Below are 13913 nucleotides of genomic sequence, written 5' to 3'. Positions count from 1 at the left end.
CTCCTTCTAATGGTTCATGATGTGTGTAATCATTAGATAGAGCGACGGGGACACTGCCCCGCCCTTTCGTCACACACCGGACCATCAACGGAGGGGGATGCCGTGGCCACCCGATACCACCGCGGAGAACGCGCGGTGCAGGATCGCGCCGACCTGACTCGGCAGGCGTCGTTCGCACTCGGCGGCATCGGGGAGTCCATCCCGCCGGTCGCCGCCGCGTTCCTCGCCGAGCAGCCCATGATCATCGTCGGCGGCACCGACGCCGCGGGCCGCCTCTGGTCCTCGCAACTGGTCGGTGCCCCCGGCTTCCTGCGCGTCCCCGACCCACGCACGCTCCTGGTCGATGCGCTCCCGCTCGCCGCGGACCCGCTCGCGGCGGCCCTCGCCGGGCCGAGCACGGTCGGCATGATCGCCATCGAGCCGACGTCCCGACGCCGGATGCGGATCAACGGCCGCTCCACGCCGGTGACCGGCGGCCTGCGCGTCGACCTCGACCAGGTGATCGCCAACTGCCCCAAGTACATCCAGAAACGCGACTTCCGCTTCCTCACCGACCCGAGGTCCGAACCGGAGTCCGCTCCCCGCCCCGCCACCGCGCCGCCCACCCGAGGCGTCGCCCTCACGCCCGCCCAACAGCAGACCCTGCGGGCCACCGACACCTTCTTCGTGGCCAGTTCGGACGAAGCCGGCAACACCGACGCGTCGCACCGAGGTGGCAATCCCGGCTTCGTCCAAGTGTTGTCCCCCACCGTGCTGCGCTGGCCGGACTACGTCGGCAACGCCATGTTCCTCACCCTGGGCAACCTCGAACTCCATCCGGCGGCCGGTCTGTTGGTGCCCGGCTGGGACACCGGATCGACCCTGCATCTGACCGGCGCCGCCCGCACCATCTGGGACGCGGACGAAGTCGCCCGGGTGCCGGGAGCGCAGCGCCTGGTCGAGTTCACCGTCACCGGCGTGGTGGAGATCCCCGACGCCGTCCCGCTGCGCTGGAGTGCGCCGAACTACTCCCGCTTCAACCCGCCCGTGAACTGAACGACCCACCGGACAAGGGAGTTGCCTCATGCGCGTCACCGTGGACACGAACCTGTGCCAGAGCCACGGCCAGTGCGTCTTCGCCGCACCCGCCGTCTTCTCCTTCGACGAGGACGACTACCTGCACTACGACACCAACCCCTCGGACGCGTACGCCGCACACGTACGCACCGCCGCTTCCATGTGCCCGGTCCGCGCGATCACCGTCGACGCCGACGCACCGCGTGGCGAGGCGTGATTCGGCGCGGCCCGCCACCGCCTCGACCCCGCACGGGCCCAGTTCGGGCGGCATACGCTCGGGCCATGCCTTCGACTGCCATCGACTACCACCACGTCGACGTCTTCGCCGACCGCCCCTACACCGGCAACAGCCTCGCGGTCTTCGTCGATCCGCCGGCCCTGGACGCCGCGCAGATGCTCCGGATCACCCAGGAGCTGCGGCACTTCGAGACGATCTTCGTCACCACCCCGGACGCCGACGACGTGGTGCACGCCCGGGTGTTCGACCTGTTCGAGGAACTCGCGTTCGCCGGGCACCCGGTCCTCGGCGCCGGCGCCGTCCTGCACGCCGGGTCGGGCGCCGCCGTCGGCGAGGAACGCCGTTGGACGATCGCCCTGTCCGACCGGGTCGTCCCGGTGCGCACCCGGGCCGACGCCGACGGCCGGGTGTCCGCCGTGCTCGACCAGGGTCGGCCGGAGTGGATTCCCGCACCGGACCCGGCGCGCCGGACGGAGATCGCCGCAGCCCTGGGCCTGGACCCGGCCGACCTGGATCCGACGTTGCCGGTGGAGGTGGTCTCCACCGGCCTGCGCTACCTGGTCGTCCCGGTCGACGGCGCCGACCCGCTCGGCCGGGCCCGGATCGTGCACCCGGACTTCGGAGCCTTCCTGGCCGGCTTCGGCGCCGAGTTCGCCTACCTGCTGGACGCGAGCGCACCCGAGGGCCGGCACTGGAACAACGACGGCGGATTGGAGGACGTCGCCACCGGCAGTGCCGCCGGCTGCGTCGCGGCCTACCTGCTGCGCCACGGCCTGGCCCACACCGGCGCGGCACGCACCCTGTCCCAGGGCCGCTTCGTCGGCCGCCCCAGCACCCTGACCATCACCGCGCACGGCACTGCCGAGAACGTGGAGCGGATCACCGTCGGCGGCACCGTCGCCATGGTGGGCACCGGCACCCTACACGCCCCGCCACCGCCGCGCCGCGCGTAGCGAGCCTGCGGCGGCCGGCGCGGGCCGCGGCTCCAAGTCGCTTCCATGCGCCTTCCAGGATCCCCCGGCGAGAGTTCTTCCAGGACGACGAAGACCGCCCGATCCGAACCACCGCCTCACGGGGAGACCACCATGAACGTCAGGAACCTCACCACCACCCTGGCCGCACTCGGCGGCCTGTTCATCCTCTACATCGGCCTCTCCTTCCTGATCGCCCCGCAGTCGAGCGCGTCCGGGTTCGGTCTGCCGAGTTGGCCCGAGCACGAGGGCACCGCCTTCCTCGCCATCAAGGGCGTGCGTGACCTGGGCACCGGGCTGGTGCTCTTCGCGCTCCTGCTGACCGGTCACCGGCGAGCGCTGGGGTGGGCGATGCTGGCCATGTCCTTCATACCCGCCGGCGACATGGTGATCGTGCTGAGCAACGAGGGCTCGACCGGCAAGGCCCTCGGCATCCACGGCCTCACCGCGGTCCTGGTCGCGCTGACCGCCGGCCTGCTGCTGCGCGAACGCCCGGCGGCCCGGGCGGCGATGCCCACGACCGCCTCCCCGGCCACGACCCGGATCCCGGCCCCCGCGACGCGTTGACCCGCTCGGCCTCGACCCGGCCGCCCGCCCCGACCGCCCTTGCGGCGACGGGACGGGCGGCCGGCGTGTGTCGGGCAGCCTCCGACGGGCGCCCGCGAGCGGGTACCGTCGAGACCCGCGACCGGCCGGAGCGGGCGCGCCCGGACACCGGAGGAAGGAGCACGCGATGGACGAATCGCCACGGGTACAGGGCGAGTTGCAGGCCGAGATCATGGCCGTGTTGTGGCGGATCGAAGCCGGCACCGTCGAGCGCATCCGATCCGAACTGGCCGAGCCCTCGCGCGGGGCCTACACGACGGTGCAGACCGTGTGCAATCGGTTGGCCGAGCGCGGTCTGTTGGCCCGGGCCCGGGAGGGGCAGGCGTTCGTGTATCGGCCCGCCGTGACCGAGGCCGACTACGTATCGTCCTCGGTGAGTTCCGCGCTGGCCGCCGCGTCCGCGCCGGCCCGCCGGGTGGCCCTCGCGCAACTGGTCGGCGGGCTGGACGTGTCGGAGTTGGCGGACCTGCGCGAACTCGCCCGCCGGATCGAACGGGAGCGCGGCGCGCGATGAACACGCTCGCCGTCCCGGCCACGCTCCTGGCCGCGGCGGTGGTGACACCACACCTGCTCCCCCTGGATCGTCCGCCCGGTGGGCGCGGCGACGGTATGGGGAACCGCCCTGGTGGCCCGCGCCGTCATCGCGGTCGGCGCCGCGCTCACCGCGGTGATCTGCCTGCCGGACACCCCACGCCTCGCACGTTGGCTGCGCGAGTTGCCGCATCAGTTGATCGCCGGCGTCGGGGACACCGAACTGCTGCTGGTCGGGCTGACGTTCCTGGCCGTGGCCGCCACCGTCCGACGTCTGTGGGCCTGCCTGCGCGGCGCCCGCGCCCCCGCGCATCCGCTCCCGCTGCCCGGTCCCGGCGGCAGCATCGTGGTCGGCGACCGCGAGGTGCTGCTCGCCGCGGTGGGTTGGCGACATCGGGCGATCGTGGTCAGCGCGGGCGCGTTGGCCGCGCTGGACGACGACGAGTTGGCGGCCGGACTGGCCCACGAGCAGAGCCACATCTCCCGCGCGCACCACTGGTGGCAGGCCGGCGCCGAGGTCTGCCGACTGCTCGCCGGATGGCTGCCCGGGACCGCCCGGGCCGGCGACGAACTGTCCTTCCACCTGGAACGCGACGCCGACGTGTGGGCGGTCGACCACGACCACGACCCACTCGTCCTGGCAAGCGCGGTGTGCAAGGCCGCGCTCGCCGCACCGGTCGGTACCGTCGCCGCGCCGCATCGGCTGATCGGCCGCTCACCGGCCTACGCCGGCCGCCGCATCCGACTGCTCCTGGAGGGTTGCCCGATCGGTACCCGGCGGCGCAACGCGGCCGTTCGCGCCGGGGCGCTCACCATGGCGGGCCTGGTGGTGGGCACGACCCTGGTCGGCGCCGCACACTTCGGCACCACCCTGGTCCGCTGCCACATCACCGACGCCTGCACCCACCCGGCCCGGTTCGCCCACCCCCGCCAGGCACCGTCCGGCGGCGCGGCCCCACCGAGATCCGGCGGACAGGGCCCAGGGGCCCCGGGCGACGCCTACGAGCCGGCGTCCTCCGGATCGCCCCGCGAAATCGTGGCCCACACCAGCAGTTCCCCCGCCAACGGCCGGCTCCCCCACTCCAGCGCCAGCGCCTCGACCAGCCGAAGCCCACGACCGCACTCGCGTTCCCAGACCGACAGGTCCCAGAGCGATTCCTCCGGAGCCGCATCCGTCGGCATCGAATCGTCGAACCCCGCCCACGCACTCGGCGCCGGCGCCCTGCGCTGCTCCGGCAACGCCCGCGGTCCGAGCGAGGCACCGGACACCGCCGACCCGTTGGCGCGGGACAGCCGCCTGGGCCGAGCATGCCGATTGCGCACCGCCACGTGTATGGACTCCGCGTCCAGCCGCACGTCCAGGTCCATCGTCGGCCCGCTGCCGTAGCGGACCGCGTTGCTCAGCAGTTCGCCGGCGACCAGTTGCGCGGTGTGCACGTCGTCCTCGTGCACGTGCCACCGGCGCAGGGCCGCGACCAACACGCGCCGCGCGCGCGGCACCTCGGCGGGGACCGCGTCGAACACCGCTCCGCCCCGAAGCGATGTCGGGCGTGCCGCGCGGGCCGGGCCGGCCGGGTCCGCCGGGTCGGCCGGCCCGCCACCTGCAAGCTGCGCCATCGCACGTCTCTCCTCACCGGGCAGAGTAAGTCCTACGCACTGTAGGAGAGATCCGGCCCGGACTCCAGCCACCGGCTTCGCCCGATCGCACCCACCCGTCACCACACGTAATCATCCTGTTACCATGCGAATACTCGGGGTCTCGCCGCACGCCATCCACCCAGAGGAGCCAGGCCGCATGCACGCCACCAAGGGCGATCGCCTTCTCATCCACGGCCGAGTCGTCGGCCAACAGGACCACTTCGTGGAGATCGTCGAGGTCCTGGGCCCCGACGGCACCCCGCCCTATCGAGTACGGGCCGCCGACGGACACGAATCGATCATGTCGCCGGGCCCGGACTCGGTGGTCGAGCATCACGACGCCGCCGACGCCGACTAGCCTCTCGACCCTTCCCGAACATCCCTCCGCGCCGCCGACCACGCGCCGGGCCGCACCCGGCCCGGCACGGCGGCGCGGAGCCGGTCGGCGCACCCGCCCACCCCCGTCGCCCCAAAGTCCTGGACAGCCCACGCCCACCCCTGCAAATGTATGTCGAGTGAAACATATTCATGCATCACCCGGCTTCGAACACCTTCTGGTCGTCCCCCAATGGCAGGGGTCCGGCACCGCCCACCCCGACCGACTGGTCGCGGGCGCGCACCGGTTGAGCGCACTGCTTCCCGCGCGGCGCCGTACGATCCTCGCCATCGACGCGGATCCGGCCCCGGACCGGGACGGCGTGCGCCGACTCGACGCCCTGGCCCGCGCGCGCTCGGCCGCGCGGGAGGTGCTGGCCGAGTGGGGCGACGGCCCCCTGTGCACCGTGGGCGGCGACTGCGGTGTCGAACTCGCGCCGATCGCGCACGCGGTGGGTCGGCACGGCGAACGCCTCGCGGTGGTGTGGTTCGACGCCCACCCCGACCTGAACACCCCGGACGATTCCCCCTCGGGCGCCTTCCACGGCATGGTGCTGCGCACCCTGCTGGGCGACGGCCCCACCGCGCTCCTGCCGCCACCGGATCAACGGCCGTCCGCGCAGCGGCTCGTCCTGGCCGGAGTGCGCGCCGTCGACCCGGCCGAAGCACACTTCATCGAGGCCGAAGGCATTCGCCGGTTGTCCGTCGAGCAATGCGACGACCCGAGCCGACTGGTGGCCGCCGTGGCCGCCACCGGGGCCACGCATGTCTACCTGCACGTCGATCTCGACGTGCTGGACCCGAAGCGATTCGGCGCGTTGTCCGTCCCGGAGCCCAACGGCCTGGAGCCGGCCCGGTTGGGCGCGGCGTTGCGCGCGCTTGCCGAGGAATTCACCGTGGCCGGGCTGGGCATCACCGAGCACGCGCCGGCGCCCGCGGCCGACTCGACCCGCGACGACCGCGTCCTGCACGAGATCTTCGACGGCCTGGCACCGCTGTAGCCGGATCACCCGTACGGCGCAGGAACGGCGACACCTCGGGCCCGGGCCCGCGCGCTTGCGGGCCCGGCGCCGGTGTCCGGCGTCAGACTGGGCAAGTCACTACAAAAAATGTCATTCGGGTCGCCGGCGGCCCGGCAAAGGAGCGACGTGCTCAGCACCGACTTCGTGACGGGTTCGCCGAACTGGCTGGACCTGGGCAGCCCCGACCCCACCGCCGCGGCGACCTTCTACGGCGCCGTCTTCGACTGGGACTTCGAGTCCGCCGGCCCCGACGCCGGCGGCTACGGCCTCTTCCGGCAGGAGGGCAAGACCGTCGCCGGGCTCGGTCCGCTCACCGAGGAGGGCGCGTCGTCCGCGTGGACGGTGTACTTCCGGACCCCCGACGCCGACGCCACCGCCGCGGCCACCGCGAAGAGCGGCGGAACGGTTCGAGTGGCGCCGTTCGACGTCATGGAGATGGGCCGGATGTCCCCGCTGACCGATCCGGCCGGCGCCGATTTCGCCGTCTGGCAACCCGGCACCTTCCACGGCTCGGAGTTGCTCGGCAAGCCCAACTCCCTGGCCTGGGTCGAACTGCACGGCGTCGAACCCGCCGCCGCGCTCGCCTTCTACGGAGGGTTGTTCGGCTGGCGTTCGCAGGAGTTCCAGATGCCCGGGATGACCTACACCGTGCTGTCCACGGCCGAGGGCGACCCGCAGGACACCTCGTTCGGCGGCATCGTTCCGGACTCGCACGGCCAGGACCCGCACTGGATCGCGTACTTCGAGGTCGCCGACGCGGACGACGTCGTGGAGCGGGCCAAGGTCAACCGCGGCTCGGTGCTCATGCCCGCCACCGACGTCCCCGAGGTCGGTCGCCTCGCCTGGCTGGCCGACCCCTTCGGCGCGCCCTTCGCCATCATCCGGAGCGCACCCCAGCCCTGAGGGCGTGCCCCCGCCTCGCGGTGGGCGTATCGAGCCGCGGCTCCGGGACGCCCACCGCGTCCGTTCGGGCGGCTTCACCTGTTCGGCGGGTGCCGCGAAGCCACCCGGGGGCCGGCTTCCCCACGATCATGGACGCAACAATGAGCAACCTGACACCACCGCGCGGGGTCGGGGCGGCGACCCGGTCGCTGGTCCGGCAGGTCGGGCTGCCCGTGAGCATTCTCGTCGTCGTCACGACCGTGGATCTGGCGACCGGATCCTCGACGGTCTACTACCCGTTCCTGCTGCTGGCGCCGACCCTGGCCGCCGCGACCGCACGGCCCCTGGCCATCCTGGTGATCGGCTGCGTCTCGCTGCCGCTGCGCTACTGGCTGGCCTCGCAGGACGGCTACCTGGGCCCCGAGTACAGCAACCTCTTCCAGGTCAGCACCTGGATGTACGTGATGGCGACCGCGCTGGCGATATACCTGTCCGCCGCCCGCATCCACCACGAACGGGCCCTGGTCGCGGTCTCCGAGGTGGCCGTCGCCGCGCAGCGGGCGATCCTGCTGCCGCCCAGCGACGATCTCGGCGGGGTGCGGCTGGCCGTGCGCTACTTCGCGGTGGCCGAGGAGGCCGAGCTCGGCGGCGATCTCTACATCGCGCTGGACACGCCGTTCGGGGTGCGGGTGATCATCGGCGATGTGCTCGGCAAGGGCCTGGGGGCGGTCCGCACGGCCGCGATCACGATCGGCGCGTTTCGCGAGGCCGCGTACGACGAACCCGAACTGGGCACCGTGGCACGCCGGATCGACACCAGTGTGGCCAGGAACGCGCCGGAGCGATTCGTCACCGCGCTCCTGGTCGAGGTCCGTCCCGAACACGTGGCCTTCACCCATCGCGGTCACGAGGAGCCGGTGGCGATCCGGGCGGACGGCGCCGTGCATGTGCTCGAACCGCCCGAGCCCGGCCTGCCGTTGGGCCTGGGCGACCTGGATCCGGAGCCGCCCCGCCCGTGGGTGGTGCCGTTTCGCGAGGGCGACCTGCTGTTGCTGATGACCGACGGGTTCGCCGACGCGCGGGACACGAGTGGCCGGCACTATCCGCTGGTCGAGCGGATCCGGGCGTTGTTCGGCGAGGGTCGGGTGACCGCCGATCCGGTCCTGGCGGTGGAACGGTTGGGCGACGACCTGGTCCGGCACATCGGCGTGCTCCGACTCGCCGACGACGCGCTGGTCCTGGCACTCGCGCGCGCCCCCGACCCGCCGGACCATCCGCCCGGGTCCTGACCGCGATGCCGGCGGTGGGCCGGTGCTACTCCTCGATCGCGCCGCCGGTGCGGCGCAGGTGCCGGCGGAACGTGTACGACGGGTCGATCGCGCGGCGGGCCAGATAGTCGTCGAATGTGGTCTGTCGGCGCAGCGTCTCGCCGGCCCGGATCCGGCGGGCCTGTTCGCGCTCGGTGTCGCGGATGCGCAGGGCCGTCGCGAGCACCTCGGCGGCCCGATCGGCGGCGAGGAACACCACGCCGTCCCGGTCGCCGAAGACGAGGTCGGCGGTGCTCACCAGATGCGGCCCGAACCGGGCGGTGCTCAGCGCCTCGGGCTCGCGCTCGTCCAGCCGGGTCGGGCCGGGCGGGAAGTTGCCGTAGCTGAACACCGGCAGGCCGATCTCCACCAGTTCCGGCGTGTCGCGGTGCAGCCCCCACACCACCAGGGCCGCCACCCCCGCCGCCTCGGCCTCCAGGACCGCCAGGTCGCCGACGCACGCCTCGTCGGTACGACCGCCGTTGTCGATCACCAACACGTCCCCCGGCTCGGCCGCACCGAACGCCTCCAGGAACACGTCGACGCTGCCGTAGTGCCGAACCGGCAACACCCGACCGGCGATGCGCTGCCCGGGGAGCACGGCGCCGATGCCCGGCGGGGCGACCCGCAGCGGCACCTGGTGTCGCACACACGCGTCCGCCACGAGCGGCGTGGAGAGTTCGGCGAAGATCTTCGACATGGCGTGCTCCGTGGCTCGGCGTCGTCCTGCGGGGACGCGCGCGGATGCGGCGAGACAGCCCCGCGATGCTATCCGCGCCCGCTTCCGGACGTCGACGATCCGGAGTTCGAAAGCTCCCGGTTCGGGTCGCGGTGCGGTGGCCGCCGCCGGTGTGGTGTGCGTGTTGCCGGCCATGGCGACGAAGGGGGCCGCGCCCCGGCCACGACGGCACGCGGCTCCCGAGCCGGGCGTCGTCGGGGTTCGCAGCGGCGGCCGGCGCCGGGGCTCAGAGCGGCTGCACCAGGCGGCTCTCGTACGCGACCACCACCGCCTGGACCCGGTCGCGGACGCCGAGTTTGGCCAGCACCCGGCTCACGTGCGTCTTGATCGTGGCGTCCGACAGGTGCAGGCGGGCGGCGATCTCCGCGTTGGACAGGCCGCGGGCGACCTCGATCAGCACGCCGCGTTCGCGCTCGGTCAACTGGGCCAGTCGCGGGTCCTCGGCGCCGGGCGTGACGTCGTGCTGCGGCAGCCGGTGCGCGAAGGTTTCCAACAGGCGGCGGGTGATCCGGGGGGCGACCACCGCGTCTCCCGCCGCCACCGAGCGGATCGCGCCCAGCAGTTCGGCGGGCAGCGCGTTCTTGAGCAGGAAGCCGGAGGCGCCCGCGCGCAGCCCGGCGAACGCGTACTCGTCCAGGTCGAACGTGGTCAGGATCAGCACCCTGGTCTCCGGGCAGCGCTCGGTGATCAGCCGGGTCGCCTCGATGCCGTCCATGCCCGGCATCCGTACGTCCATCAACACCACGTCCGGGCGCCTCAGTTCGGCCAACCGCACGGCCTCCTCGCCACAGTCGGCCTCGCCGGCCAGGCTCATGTCGTCCTGGGCGTCCAGGACCATCGTGAACGCCAACCGCAACAACGGCTGGTCGTCCACCACCAATACGTCGATGGCCACGTCAGGATCCTCCCGGATCGGTCAGGTGCAACAGCGCCGACACACGCCAGCCGCCTCCGGGCAACGGCCCGGCTTCCACGTCTCCACCGTAGACGGCGGCCCGTTCCCGCATGCCGGCCAGTCCGCGCCCGCCGCGCGGTTCGTCCCGCTCGCCGATCCCGATCCGGCGCGGGAGGCCGTCGTCGACCACGCTCAATTCCAATCGATCGGCCGAACTGCACACCCTGATCCGCGCGTTCGCCCCGGGCTGGGCGTGCTTGAGGGTGTTGGTCAGCGCCTCCTGGGCGAGTCGGTAGACCGCCAACTGGGCACCGGGCGGCACGTTCCGGGTGTCGCCCTGCACGGTGAGCGTGGTCGGCAGGCCGGCCGCGCGCACCTGTTCGGCCAGCGCGCCCAGCCGGGCCAGGTCCGGCTGCGGGTGTCGGGCGGCGTCGGGTTCGTCCTCGTGCAACACGCCCAGGAAGCGGCGCATCTCGGTGAGGGCCTGCCGACCGGTGCCGGACACCTGTTCCATCGCCGCGGCGGAGCGCTCCGGCTTGTTGTGCACGGTCATCGAGGCGGCGTCCGCGAGAGCCACCATCACCGACAGGTTGTGCGTGACGATGTCGTGCATCTCCCGGGCGATCCGCGAGCGTTCGGCCGCCACCGCGAGTTCGGCCTGCTGTTCCTGTTCGCGTTCCAGGCGTTGGGCGCGTTCCTCCAGGGCGGCCAGATAGCGCCGACGGGTCCGCAGGTTGGCCCCGAGCACCGCCGCGGTCACGGCCATCGCGCTGAGCCCGACGAACGCGCCGAACCGGAACCCGTCGACGGTCCAGCGCGCGACCGCCAGCACGATGCCCACCTCGAGCACGGCGAGTGCGTACAACGTCCGGCGCCGGTTGCAGCTCGCGGCCACGGTGTACAGCGCGATCAGCAGACTCGCGTCCGCACCGGTGCGCGCGTCGATCGCCCACTGCCCGAGGGCCACGATCGCCACCGCCGTGAACACCACGATCGGGGCCCGGCGGCGCAGCGCGAGCGGCAGGGTCAGGGCCGCCCCGAACACCACCCAGCCGGACAACCGCAGCAGGTTCCCGGCCTCGAAGAGCAGCAGCAGGGCCACCGCGAGGGTGCTGTCCGCCCAGATCGGATGGCTGCGGGTGAAGGCCACCACACGTGCCGGTACGACGGCGAGCCCGCGCTCGCCGCCGTACCGTCGCGACAGCGCGTTCACGCGTCGCGCCTGCGGAGCAACACCGCCGCCACCGCGAGCGTGACCGCGGCGTACAGCACGAACACCGTGATGCCCGCGCCCGGGGACAGCTCGTCCCCCTTCGGATGCCACCGGGTGAGTGCCTGACCGGCCTCGCTGGGCAGGTACTTGGTGATCCGGCTCTGCCAGTCGGAGGGCAACGCGCGCACCACCTCGGGCAGTACCAGCAGCAGCCCGAACACGATCGCGATACCGCCGGCGGCGTTGCGCACGATCGCGCCGATGCCGATCGCCAGGATGCCGGTGACGGCGAGGTAGACCGCGACGCCGACGACCACGCGCGGCACGCCCGGGTCACCGAGGGATACGTCGATGTTCTCCTTGGCCAACACCGCCTGCCCGCTCAGGAAGGCGACCAGGCAGGCGCCGAGCATCAGCACGAAGGTGACCACCCCGAACACCGCGGTCTTGGCCCACAACACCGGCAACCGGTGCGGCACCGCGGCGATGGTGGCCCGGATCGAACCGGTGGCGTATTCGCCGGTGACCACCAGGACGCCGAGGACGCCGATGGCCAGTTGGGCCAGATAGAGCCCGGTCAGGCTCGCGTTCGGGGCGGAGAGTCGGGCCTTCTCGGCGGCGCTCGTGTTCGGCCAGCGGTTGACCGTGCCGATGCAGACCAGCACACCCAGGGCGATCACCAGGAAGACCGCAGCGACCAGCACCCAGAAGGTCGAGCGCAGGCTGCGCAGCTTGATCCACTCGGCGTTGAGCACCCGGACGAAGGTGACCCGGCCTCGGCCGGCGGCCCGGGAGACGAACCTGGGTCCGGTGCCGGTGCCGGGGGTGACGGTGCCGGCCGACATCACGCGACCTCGCCGCCGCGCCGGCGGGCCGGGCCCGCCGCCCGCGCGGACACGCCCTCGGGTACTCGATATTCGACCGCGTCGCGGGTCGATTCCATGAACGCCTCCTCCAGCGATGCCTGCTGCGGCACCAGTTCGAACAGGGTGATGCCGTGCGCCGACGCGAGCCGGCCGATGTCGTCGCTGGACACCCCGGTGACCTCCAGGACGTCCCGCTCGCGGCCGGTGACCCGCACCTCGGGTCCGAACAACAGCGCGCGCAACCGATCGGCGTCGGGCGTGCGGACCCGGACCTGGTTGGGGACGGCGTTGCGGATGAAGTCCGCGACCGAGGTGTCGGCGATCAGCCGACCGCGACCGACCACGATCAGGTGCTCCGCGGTCAGCGCCATCTCGCTCATCAGATGCGAGGAGAGGAAGACCGTGCGGCCCTCGGCGGCGAGCGACTTGAGCAGCGTGCGGATCCACAACACGCCCTCGGGGTCCAGCCCGTTGACCGGCTCGTCCAGCACCAGCGTGGCCGGGTCGCCCAGCAGCGCGGTGGCGAGGCCCAACCGCTGGCCCATCCCGAGGGAGAAGCCGCCGACCCGCTTGCGGGCCACCTCGTCCAGGCCGACCATCTCGATCACCTCGCGCACCCGGCGGGTGCGGATCCCGGTGGTGGCGGCCATCGACAACAGGTGGTTGTACGCGGAGCGCCCGGTGTGCACCGCCTTGGCCTCCAGCAGCGCGCCGACCTCGTGCAGCGGGGCGCGGTGGTCGGCGTAGCGGCGGCCGTTGACGGTGACCGTGCCCGAGGTCGGGTGGTCCAGGCCCAGAATCATCCGCATGGTGGTGGACTTGCCCGCGCCGTTGGGGCCCAGGAAGCCGGTGACGATGCCGGGACGGACCGTGAAGGTCAGTGCCTCGACGGCGGTCTTGGGCCCGTAGCGCTTGGTGAGTGCGTCGGCTTTGATCATCGCTGCCGTCTCCGTGGCTCCGGTGCTTCGGCGCCTCCGAGCGGAGGGCCACCGGGCGGGTGCCCGATCTGCCCTCAACGCTAGCCGGCGGCCGGCGCCCCGACGATCGCCGCGCGGGCGAACCTTGCAACGGCGTTCATGCGCCCGGAGGGTGAACGGATACCTCGCTGGGATGACACGGGGCTCGCCGGGAGGGCATGGGGTGGGGGTGTGGGGGTGTGGGGGTGTGGGGGTGTGGGGGTGTGGGGGTGTGGGGCGGAGCGGGCGGGCGGTCGGGTTGGGTTCGCCGGGGGCTTTCCGGGTGGGTGGGGTGTTTTGCGGCCGGCGGTCGCGTCTTGGTCGGCAGCGGGTGGCTCAGTGCTAAACGGTCGGCGTGGACTGGCGGAGGTGGGCCCGGTCCCAGGGTCACCGGCGGTCAGGAGCCCTGGACTTCCCGGCGAGATGTGGGCGTTGCTCGACGGGAAAGGCGCTGGCAACGGCGCGGAGGGAGGGCGGCCCGGTCGGGTCCGCCGGGGAACCTTCCCGAGTGGGCCGGGCGTTCGCGGCCGGCGGTCGCGTTTTGGTCGGCAGCGGGTGGCCTTGTGCTAAACGGTCGACGTGGGCTGGTGGAGATGGACCCGGTCCCACGGTCACCGG

At 72.7% G+C, this 13913-nt stretch carries 15 protein-coding genes and 1 pseudogene; 10 read left to right on the top strand and 6 right to left on the bottom strand.

The window, feature by feature from the left end:
- Positions 1–102 precede the first annotated feature (102 nt).
- The 6 genes and pseudogenes from ACH4U8_RS31735 to ACH4U8_RS31710 all read left to right on the top strand — a co-directional run.
- Positions 103–1035, top strand: coding sequence for a pyridoxamine 5'-phosphate oxidase family protein (locus ACH4U8_RS31735; RefSeq protein ID WP_395781802.1), 933 nt, complete (start codon positions 103–105; stop codon positions 1033–1035).
- A 28-nt stretch (positions 1036–1063) separates the two neighbouring features.
- Positions 1064–1273 (top strand): ferredoxin, encoded by a 210-nt coding sequence (locus ACH4U8_RS31730; RefSeq protein ID WP_395781800.1) that lies wholly within the window; start codon positions 1064–1066, stop codon positions 1271–1273.
- 65 nt (positions 1274–1338) lie between these two features.
- Positions 1339–2247 (top strand): PhzF family phenazine biosynthesis protein, encoded by a 909-nt coding sequence (locus ACH4U8_RS31725; protein ID WP_360322047.1) that lies wholly within the window; start codon positions 1339–1341, stop codon positions 2245–2247.
- A gap of 132 nt (positions 2248–2379) precedes the next feature.
- The gene (locus ACH4U8_RS31720; protein WP_395781798.1) at positions 2380–2832 is read left to right on the top strand and encodes a DUF4267 domain-containing protein; all 453 of its coding nucleotides are present in this window, start codon (positions 2380–2382) and stop codon (positions 2830–2832) included.
- A 166-nt stretch (positions 2833–2998) separates the two neighbouring features.
- Positions 2999–3385: a BlaI/MecI/CopY family transcriptional regulator gene (locus ACH4U8_RS31715; protein WP_395781796.1), complete on the top strand. Its 387-nt coding sequence runs from the start codon at positions 2999–3001 to the stop codon at positions 3383–3385.
- Between the two features lie 78 nt (positions 3386–3463).
- Positions 3464–3901 (top strand): annotated as a pseudogene (locus ACH4U8_RS31710) (M48 family metalloprotease); the annotation flags it as partial.
- A gap of 500 nt (positions 3902–4401) precedes the next feature.
- Here ACH4U8_RS31710 and ACH4U8_RS31705 read toward each other — a convergent pair.
- Positions 4402–5019, bottom strand: coding sequence for an ATP-binding protein (locus ACH4U8_RS31705; protein WP_395782114.1), 618 nt, complete (start codon positions 5017–5019; stop codon positions 4402–4404).
- Between the two features lie 178 nt (positions 5020–5197).
- Between ACH4U8_RS31705 and ACH4U8_RS31700 the strand changes: the two genes are divergently transcribed.
- From ACH4U8_RS31700 to ACH4U8_RS31685, 4 genes are all read left to right on the top strand, one after another.
- The gene (locus ACH4U8_RS31700) at positions 5198–5398 is read left to right on the top strand and encodes a DUF1918 domain-containing protein (RefSeq protein ID WP_360322056.1); all 201 of its coding nucleotides are present in this window, start codon (positions 5198–5200) and stop codon (positions 5396–5398) included.
- Between the two features lie 157 nt (positions 5399–5555).
- Complete coding sequence (locus ACH4U8_RS31695; protein ID WP_395781795.1) at positions 5556–6416, top strand: arginase family protein; 861 nt, start codon at positions 5556–5558, stop codon at positions 6414–6416.
- Positions 6417–6563: 147 nt separating this feature from the next.
- A complete protein-coding gene (locus ACH4U8_RS31690) occupies positions 6564–7340 on the top strand; it encodes a VOC family protein (protein ID WP_360322062.1) in 777 nt (258 codons plus the stop codon).
- A gap of 140 nt (positions 7341–7480) precedes the next feature.
- Entirely contained in the window at positions 7481–8608 is a 1128-nt protein-coding gene (locus ACH4U8_RS31685; protein WP_379988011.1) for a PP2C family protein-serine/threonine phosphatase, read from the top strand.
- 25 nt (positions 8609–8633) lie between these two features.
- On the opposite strand, the gene ACH4U8_RS31680 is transcribed toward ACH4U8_RS31685, so the two are convergent.
- From ACH4U8_RS31680 to ACH4U8_RS31660, 5 genes are all read right to left on the bottom strand, one after another.
- Entirely contained in the window at positions 8634–9326 is a 693-nt protein-coding gene (locus ACH4U8_RS31680; RefSeq protein WP_360322068.1) for an RraA family protein, read from the bottom strand.
- 265 nt (positions 9327–9591) lie between these two features.
- A complete protein-coding gene (locus ACH4U8_RS31675) occupies positions 9592–10260 on the bottom strand; it encodes a response regulator transcription factor (RefSeq protein ID WP_360322071.1) in 669 nt (222 codons plus the stop codon).
- Position 10261: 1 nt separating this feature from the next.
- A complete protein-coding gene (locus ACH4U8_RS31670) occupies positions 10262–11473 on the bottom strand; it encodes a histidine kinase (RefSeq protein ID WP_360322074.1) in 1212 nt (403 codons plus the stop codon).
- On the bottom strand, positions 11470–12318 hold the full coding sequence (locus tag ACH4U8_RS31665; protein WP_360322077.1) for an ABC transporter permease subunit: 849 nt from the start codon (positions 12316–12318) through the stop codon (positions 11470–11472). The genes ACH4U8_RS31670 and ACH4U8_RS31665 overlap by 4 nt, the downstream gene beginning before the upstream one ends.
- On the bottom strand, positions 12318–13277 hold the full coding sequence (locus ACH4U8_RS31660) for an ABC transporter ATP-binding protein (RefSeq protein ID WP_379988014.1): 960 nt from the start codon (positions 13275–13277) through the stop codon (positions 12318–12320). Before ACH4U8_RS31660 ends, ACH4U8_RS31665 begins: the two co-directional genes overlap by 1 nt.
- Positions 13278–13913 lie beyond the last annotated feature (636 nt).

The organism is Embleya sp. NPDC020886 (assembly GCF_044333915.1).
Classification (GTDB): domain Bacteria; phylum Actinomycetota; class Actinomycetes; order Streptomycetales; family Streptomycetaceae; genus Embleya.
The sequence above is the reverse complement of the archived record's forward strand: the minus strand, read 5'-3'. Positions and strand labels throughout refer to the sequence as shown.

What these genes read in the sequence shown, in the direction of transcription:
- ACH4U8_RS31720 (WP_395781798.1), top strand. Translation starts at nt 2,380, where the DNA reads ATGAACGTCAGGAACCTCACCACCACCCTGGCCGCACTCGGCGGCCTG.
- ACH4U8_RS31730 (WP_395781800.1), top strand. Translation starts at nt 1,064, where the DNA reads ATGCGCGTCACCGTGGACACGAACCTGTGCCAGAGCCACGGCCAGTGC.
- ACH4U8_RS31705 (WP_395782114.1), bottom strand. Translation starts at nt 5,019, where the DNA reads ATGGCGCAGCTTGCAGGTGGCGGGCCGGCCGACCCGGCGGACCCGGCC.
- ACH4U8_RS31725 (WP_360322047.1), top strand. Translation starts at nt 1,339, where the DNA reads ATGCCTTCGACTGCCATCGACTACCACCACGTCGACGTCTTCGCCGAC.
- ACH4U8_RS31680 (WP_360322068.1), bottom strand. Translation starts at nt 9,326, where the DNA reads ATGTCGAAGATCTTCGCCGAACTCTCCACGCCGCTCGTGGCGGACGCG.
- ACH4U8_RS31660 (WP_379988014.1), bottom strand. Translation starts at nt 13,277, where the DNA reads ATGATCAAAGCCGACGCACTCACCAAGCGCTACGGGCCCAAGACCGCC.
- ACH4U8_RS31700 (WP_360322056.1), top strand. Translation starts at nt 5,198, where the DNA reads ATGCACGCCACCAAGGGCGATCGCCTTCTCATCCACGGCCGAGTCGTC.
- ACH4U8_RS31685 (WP_379988011.1), top strand. Translation starts at nt 7,481, where the DNA reads ATGAGCAACCTGACACCACCGCGCGGGGTCGGGGCGGCGACCCGGTCG.
- ACH4U8_RS31665 (WP_360322077.1), bottom strand. Translation starts at nt 12,318, where the DNA reads ATGTCGGCCGGCACCGTCACCCCCGGCACCGGCACCGGACCCAGGTTC.
- ACH4U8_RS31715 (WP_395781796.1), top strand. Translation starts at nt 2,999, where the DNA reads ATGGACGAATCGCCACGGGTACAGGGCGAGTTGCAGGCCGAGATCATG.